This is a genomic window from Devosia sp., from assembly GCF_017307565.1.
Lineage (GTDB): Bacteria > Pseudomonadota > Alphaproteobacteria > Rhizobiales > Devosiaceae > Devosia.
The window spans coordinates 62,071-68,525 of sequence record NZ_JAFKHD010000310.1; the positions used below are offsets into that span (position 1 = coordinate 62,071).

General features: G+C 63.5%; 9 protein-coding genes. 6 read left to right on the forward strand and 3 right to left on the reverse strand.

Features of this window, described 5'->3' with window-relative positions; translation table 11 throughout:
- Positions 1 to 15 precede the first annotated feature (15 nt).
- The 4 genes from J0I64_RS09580 to J0I64_RS09595 are packed head-to-tail and all read left to right on the forward strand — an operon-like array spanning position 16 to position 2,635.
- A complete protein-coding gene (locus J0I64_RS09580) occupies positions 16 to 735 on the forward strand; it encodes a hypothetical protein (RefSeq protein WP_291407529.1) in 720 nt (239 codons plus the stop codon).
- Between the two features lie 52 nt (positions 736 to 787).
- On the forward strand, positions 788 to 1,252 hold the full coding sequence (locus tag J0I64_RS09585; RefSeq protein WP_291407531.1) for a GFA family protein: 465 nt from the start codon (positions 788 to 790) through the stop codon (positions 1,250 to 1,252).
- Between the two features lie 5 nt (positions 1,253 to 1,257).
- The gene (locus J0I64_RS09590) at positions 1,258 to 1,749 is read left to right on the forward strand and encodes a heme-degrading domain-containing protein (RefSeq protein ID WP_291407533.1); all 492 of its coding nucleotides are present in this window, start codon (positions 1,258 to 1,260) and stop codon (positions 1,747 to 1,749) included.
- Position 1,750: 1 nt separating this feature from the next.
- Complete coding sequence (locus tag J0I64_RS09595; protein ID WP_291407535.1) at positions 1,751 to 2,635, forward strand: PhzF family phenazine biosynthesis protein; 885 nt, start codon at positions 1,751 to 1,753, stop codon at positions 2,633 to 2,635.
- 41 nt (positions 2,636 to 2,676) lie between these two features.
- Here the strand turns inward: J0I64_RS09595 and J0I64_RS09600 are convergent, their stop codons facing one another.
- The 3 genes from J0I64_RS09600 to J0I64_RS09610 all read right to left on the reverse strand — a co-directional run bounded on the left by J0I64_RS09600 (position 2,677) and on the right by J0I64_RS09610 (position 3,788).
- On the reverse strand, positions 2,677 to 3,090 hold the full coding sequence (locus J0I64_RS09600; protein WP_291407536.1) for a GreA/GreB family elongation factor: 414 nt from the start codon (positions 3,088 to 3,090) through the stop codon (positions 2,677 to 2,679).
- Between the two features lie 184 nt (positions 3,091 to 3,274).
- On the reverse strand, positions 3,275 to 3,484 hold the full coding sequence (locus J0I64_RS09605; RefSeq protein ID WP_291407538.1) for a hypothetical protein: 210 nt from the start codon (positions 3,482 to 3,484) through the stop codon (positions 3,275 to 3,277).
- Positions 3,485 to 3,617: 133 nt separating this feature from the next.
- The gene (locus J0I64_RS09610) at positions 3,618 to 3,788 is read right to left on the reverse strand and encodes a hypothetical protein (protein WP_291407540.1); all 171 of its coding nucleotides are present in this window, start codon (positions 3,786 to 3,788) and stop codon (positions 3,618 to 3,620) included.
- Positions 3,789 to 3,899: 111 nt separating this feature from the next.
- On the opposite strand from J0I64_RS09610, the gene J0I64_RS09615 reads away from it, so the two are divergent.
- Positions 3,900 to 4,955 (forward strand): septal ring lytic transglycosylase RlpA family protein, encoded by a 1,056-nt coding sequence (locus J0I64_RS09615; RefSeq protein WP_291407542.1) that lies wholly within the window; start codon positions 3,900 to 3,902, stop codon positions 4,953 to 4,955.
- Between the two features lie 59 nt (positions 4,956 to 5,014).
- Positions 5,015 to 6,157, forward strand: coding sequence for a D-alanyl-D-alanine carboxypeptidase family protein (locus J0I64_RS09620; protein WP_291407543.1), 1,143 nt, complete (start codon positions 5,015 to 5,017; stop codon positions 6,155 to 6,157).
- Positions 6,158 to 6,455: the final 298 nt, after the last annotated feature.

Below are 6,455 nucleotides of genomic sequence, written 5' to 3' on the forward strand. Positions count from 1 at the left end.
CGAGAAGTCCTGCCCATGAGCATTAGCGTCCTTCCCATCAATGGCGTCGATATCCGTTTCGTGCCTGGTGCCTGGCCGATGCCGGAAAATCTGCGCGCGTCGATCTCCGGGCGCTGGGCGGCGATGCTGGAAGCTAATCCTCACCTGTGGGATGGGCGAATTCTGGGGGTATCGCCGCCGGTCATCGGCGGAGATGGCATCCTGCGCTCGGAGGCGCGGGAGGATGCGTTTTCGGCCTTTCTGACCTGGCGCGAGGCCGGCTTTCCCGAGATGGGCATTCGCAATCTCTTTGGCTCGGCGCTGGTGATTTCGGCTGACGGGTTCCTCATTCTCGGCGTGATGGGCGAGGACACCGCCAATGCGCGGCGTATCTATCCGCCCGGCGGATCGCTGGAGCCGCGGGATGTGCGCGAAGACGGGCGCGTGGATGTCGCGCGTTCGACCGAAATCGAGCTGAGCGAAGAGACCGGGCTCAATGCGGCCGATGCTCGGCTGGGCAATCTCGTTGCCGTGCTCGATGGGCCGCGTGTTTCGATCGGTCAGGCTTTTCATTTCGATGCATCGGCCGATGAGTTGGTGACGAGAATCCGCGCCAATCTTGACCAGCAGGAGCATCGCGAACTTGCCGACGTTGTCGCGCTCAAGCGTGCAGCCGACGCGACGGGCAGGGGGCACGTGATGGCCTACACGGCAGAGCTTCTGGATGTTTGGCAGGACGGCAAGATTTCGCTTTAGAACAGCGTCGCCGATGCAGTAGAACCAAGCTCGCTTGATGGAGGACAGGGCCATGGCTTTGCCGGACTTTCCCGTTGAAGGTGGGTGCCAATGCGGTGGCGCGCGCTACCGCCTGAAAGCCTCGCCGCTCTCGGTCTACAATTGCCATTGCAAGGACTGCCAGCGCTTTTCCGGCGCGGGCTGGTCCATGTCGATGATTGTCCGCAACGCCGATTTCGAGCTGCTGCAGGGCGAAATCGCGCGCTATGACCGCAAGGCCGAAAGCGGCAATGTCATCGCCATGAATTTCTGCGCCCATTGCCACGGCTGGCTCTGGAACGATCCGCCCGCAGCCGACATCAAGGTCGTGCGCGCCGGCACTCTCGATGACATCGATTGGGCCGCGCCTGTCGGCAATATCTGGACCGACAGCAAGGCCGCCTGGACCCATATCGATCCCGCCTTTGTCAATTTCGCCAGGGGCGCGCTTGACCGCACGCCGCTTTTCGAGGCCTGGACCCGCTCACATCAGGAATGAATGACATGCCCATCGACGACGATATCGCCCTGGTGAAGCGCCAGGAGACAGAGCTGGTCCTGACCGCTCTCGACGAGGCCGTGGCCTTCGAGATCGGCGCGAGCATTCGCGCCCGCGCCCTCAAGGATGACCTGTCCCTCGTGGTGGATATCCGCACCTGGGATCGCCAGCTGTTCTTCTCCGCCACTCCGGGCACCAGTGCCGACAATGCCGAATGGGTGCGCCGCAAGATCAACTCAGTGCGCCGCTTCCAGCGCTCCAGCTATCGTCTTGTGCTCGAACGCGGCGAAGCGCCGTTCCCGCCCCAGTCCGGTGCTGATCCGGCAGACTATGTCATCGCCGGCGGCGGCTTTCCGTTGCGCGTGCCGGGCGCCGGCATTATCGGCTCACTGACAATTTCCGGCCTGCCGGGCCGCAAGGATCATGGCGTCGCAGTCGATGCCCTCTGCGATTATCTCGGCCGCAACCGCGCCGATTTCGCGTTGCCCGAGACCTGAGATGAAGCTCGACTATCTCCTCCTTGACGTCTTCACCCGCGACCGGCTGCAGGGCAATCAGCTCGCCGTGGTTCTCAAGGGCGATGGCCTTCTCGATAACGAGATGCAGGCCATCGCGCGCGAGTTCAATCTCAGCGAGACGGTGTTCATCACCAAGCCGCAGAACGAGCGCAACTCGGCCGGCATCCGCATCTTCACGCCCTTCGAGGAACTGCCCTTTGCCGGCCATCCCACCGTCGGCGCCGCCGTCGTGCTGGGCCTCCAGAATGACCGCACCGCGGTCCGCATGGAAGAAAGGATCGGCCTCGTCACCGCCCTTTTCGAAAAGGCCGACAAGCGCTCCGGCGAAGCCCGCTTCGCCCTGCCGCGCCTATCGAGCAAGGTCGCCGACATGACCGACAAGCTTTCAATCGCCCAAGGCCTGGGCATCGAAGTCGAGGAGATTGGTTGCGATGTCTTCGCGCCCGCCGTCTATAGTGCCGGCGTCACCTTCCACCTCATCCCCGTGCGCGACGCCGGCGTCCTCCGCCGCGTCCGTCCGAACGTTGCCATGTTCAACGAGGTGTTCTTCCACGACCACCACTCGGCCTACGTGTTCACCTTGACGCCAGAAGAGCCGGACAACGACATCGCCGCGCGCATGTTCAGCAATACCGCAGGTGAAGACCCGGGCACCGGCTCCGCCGCCGCGGCGCTGATCGGCCTTCTCTCCGACGAGGCCGACTTCGCCAGTGGCCAGGCCGATTACATGCTGCGCCAGGGCAAGGAAATGGGCCGCCTCTGCCGCATCTCGCTGCAATTGCGCCGCGAGAACGAAGTCCTCATTCACGGCGCCATCGGCGGCCACGCCGTGATCGTCGGTGAAGGCCAGCTCGACCTGAGCTAGAACCAAAAAGGGAGCCCGTAGCCGGGCTCCCCGCGTCTCCCTCAGGCCGTATTGGCCACCCGGAGCACTTCGACGCTATGTGCGCTGCCGCCGGCATCGATCCAGGCGATGAGCTGTCCGGGCCTAAGCCCCAGCAGCGCCGCCCCATGCTTTGACGTCACCGAGATCCGGTAGGAATCCCGGCCGGCAACGGCCTCGGGCAGCACCAGCTTGACCGTCCGCTCTTCGCCTGTCGCTAGGCGATAGCGCACGACGCTGCCGGTCCGCACGATATCGGCAGGCAGCAGCGCGTCTTCCACGATAACGGCGCGGTCGAGTTCATAGAGCAGGAAATCGACCTGGTCGGAATCCTGTTCCACATCGATCAGCGCCGCCGTGGTCAGGCGCCGGTGTTCCCGGGCGCCGACCATGATCTGGGGCGACTGCGACCAGTCCTTGAGCGAAAGTGTCGTCATCTCACATTGTCTCCCAAGGGTTGGGGCCGCGCGCCGCCGCGGCCTTCGGGGGCATCGAACAGATGCTCCGGTGTTGATTGCGCGCTGTCGTAGTCCCTGAGGCACCACGGGCATCGGCGTGCCGCCCGGGGCCGCGGACCGGCACAGGACCGGCAGAATCTGAGGGCTGGCACTTTGGGTCTCCTCACATCTGCGAAGACTTGGCGAAGGCGACCAGCAGATGCTGCCGCTCTTCGAGCGAGGCCAGCCGCACGGTCATGGTTTCGGTCTTGATCGGGGTCTGGGGCGGCAGGCTGTAACGCACGGCCGGCACATGCTGCTCGGCCCAGTCCTTAAACCGGGTCAGCTTGTTGCCGCCGCTGATGGGAAGGGTGACGGAATACTTGAAGGTCATCGCATTAGCCTCAATGAGACGTGCCGATGTCGCCTGCGGGCAGCAGACGTCACGGGCAAAACAGGAAAGTGTGGGGTGTGTAGAGCCTCCTGGTGCCGCTCTTGCCTACAAGGCAGGTAGCAACACCAGGCAATCAGCCTGCCAGGCGATGACCGTCGCGGGTCTGGGGGGCGAAAACAAAATCGGTGCTCATGCCGGCCATCATGGCCATATTGCCGAGATTGTCAAATTGACCGGGCAGGGCGCTCCAGCGCCCCCTGAATTCACCACTTGCTAACCAAGTTCCGCCCAATGCCGCGCTCATGGCTAACAGTCTGCCAGCATTAACGTCTCCTCAACCAGCCCGATGACAATTTGCGGAAAATTGTACGTACGCTGTGTAAAATGCGTGCGCCTGATCCAAGCGTGTTGAGTAATGAGTACCGTGACGACCACTTGGCGCCACTTCGTTCGCACCGTAGCGCTCTGCGCGCTCATCGCCCCCACCATCGCTGCCTGCATGGGCGGCGGGGGAGGCCTTGGCGCCACCGTCAAGCGCGGTGCCTTCACCTCCAAGGAATATGGCGTCGCCGTTTCCCCGCGCGTCACCAATGATCCCAATCCGCCGCGTGGTGGTGGCCGCTATCAGGTCGGCCAGCCTTACACCGTGCGCGGAAAAACCTATGTGCCGCAGCACAATCCGAACTACCAGGCCTCCGGCACCGCCTCCTGGTACGGCTCCGATTTCCACGGCCGCCGCACGGCAAATGGCGAGATTTTCTCCGCCAATGCCATCACCGGCGCCCACCCGACACTGCCGCTGCCGTCCTATGTCCGCGTCACCAATCAGGACAATGGCCGCTCGCTGATCGTCCGCATCAATGACCGCGGCCCCTATGTCGCCGGCCGCGTCGTCGACCTTTCTCACCAGGCCGCCGCCATGCTCGGCTACGTCAACAACGGCTCTGCCAATGTGCAGGTCCAGTATGTCGGCGAAGCTCCGCTCGAGGGCGACGACACCCGCGTGCTCATGGCCAGCTATTCCGGCCCGCGCGATTTCGACACCAGCAATGTCCGCGTCGCCTCGGCCGAAAGCAACCGCAGCCTCGTCGGCATGACCGCCAACTTCTTCAATGGCTTGTTCTCTTATGCTGATGTGACGCCTGAAAGCGTCGATGCCGGAATTGGCACAGCCTTCCAGGCCGTCAATTCCATGGCCGTCGGCTCGCCCGACCTCCAGGCCTGGGCCAAGAGCGTCGATGCCGACAGCCGTGCCTTCAAGATGGGCCTCGGCACTTTCTCCAATCAGGTCAATGCCATCAAGCTTGCCGAACGCTTCGCCGTTCTCGGCGCGGTCGATGAAGAGCAGGTGCTCGTCAACGGCACGCCCTCCACACGCCTGACCCTGACCTATCTGAAGCCCGGCGCCACCAAGGAAGACGCCCTTGCCCTGGCGCGAGAACTTGGCCTTGGCGACATAATTCTCTATTAATTTAGGGCCGATCGCCGAGCCGAATCCGGCCAGAACGGCCGCAACGCAAGGTATTGCCCGTGAGACTGCTTCTTGTCCTTCTCATCGCCGTCGCCAGTGCCTTTCCCGCCCTGGCGCAGGCCAATTTCGAGACCAAGGCCCGCTTCGCGGTGCTGATGGATTACGAGTCGGGCACGGTAATTTTCCAGAAGGACGCGGACACACGCCTCGAACCGGCCAGCATGACCAAGCTCATGACCCTTGCCGTGGTTTTTCATGAGCTTCGCGCCGGCCGCATCAGCTTGGACGACCAGTTCTTCGTTTCCGAAAATGCCTGGCGCACCGGCGGCGCGGCCTCCGGCGGCTCCACTATGTTCGCCGTGCTCAATTCCCAGATCCGCGTAGAAGACCTCATTCGCTCGGTCATCATCCAGTCCGGCAACGACGCCGCCATCGTCCTTGCCGAAGGCATCGCCGGCACGGAGGGCACCTTTGCCTCGATGATGAACGAACTGGCCCGCGAACTTGGCCTCGACGGCTCCCATTTCACCAATGCCACCGGTCTGCCGGACCCCGACGAATATTCCACCGCCCGCGACCTCGCCGATCTCGGCCGCTATCTGATCCGCGAATTCCCCGAATTCTATCACTACTTCTCGGAGCCCGAGATGGAGTGGAACCGCATCAAGCAGGCCAACCGCAATTCGCTGATCGAAGTCGGCATTGGCGTCGATGGCCTCAAAACCGGCCACACCCAGGCAGCCGGCTATGGCGCCGTCATCTCGACCGCCCAGGGCGACCGCCGCCTGGTCGCCGTTGTCCACGGCCTCGGCTCGATGCGCGAACGCGCCGAAGAGGGGCGTAAACTCCTCACCTGGGGCATGCGCGCCTTCGAGCGTTTCGAAGCCTATCCAAATGGCAGCGTCGTCGCCTATGCCGACGTCTATGGCGGCGCCAGCGGCAGTGTTGGTCTCGTCGGCAAGGGCGAAATCGCGCTCTATCTGCCGCGCGGCTCGCGCGATTGCCTCTCGGCCAGCGTCCACTATGTCGGCCCGCTGCTGCCCCCCGTTTCCGCCGGCCAGCGGGTCGCCGAACTGCGCGTCTTCTGCAATGACCAGCTCGTCCAAAGCGCGCCGCTCTTCGCCGCCGAAGACGTGCCGCAAGGCGACCTCGTCCGTCGCGCCAGCGACGCCCTGAAAAAGCTCGCGCTTGGCTGGCTTTGAGCCGGCCCGAAGGGCAAATTCGCTCCAGTGGAGCGAATTTAGGCGAAAAGGCCATGAGCGCTACGCGCGAATGGCGGGGGGGCCGGCCCGGAGGGCAAGTTCGCTCCCGGCAATCCATCGCGAGGAGCCGCCGGCTCTTCAGCCTAATTCCCGCCCAAACCTTCCCCCATCCCCCGAGTTGACCTAAAAGAAACTGGACCAAGGAATCAGCCTGACCATGCTTGAAGCGCCAAATCGCAGACAGGCCCGCTTCATCATCTTTGAATGCGGGGAAGGGGTGGGCAAGTCCACCCAGGTC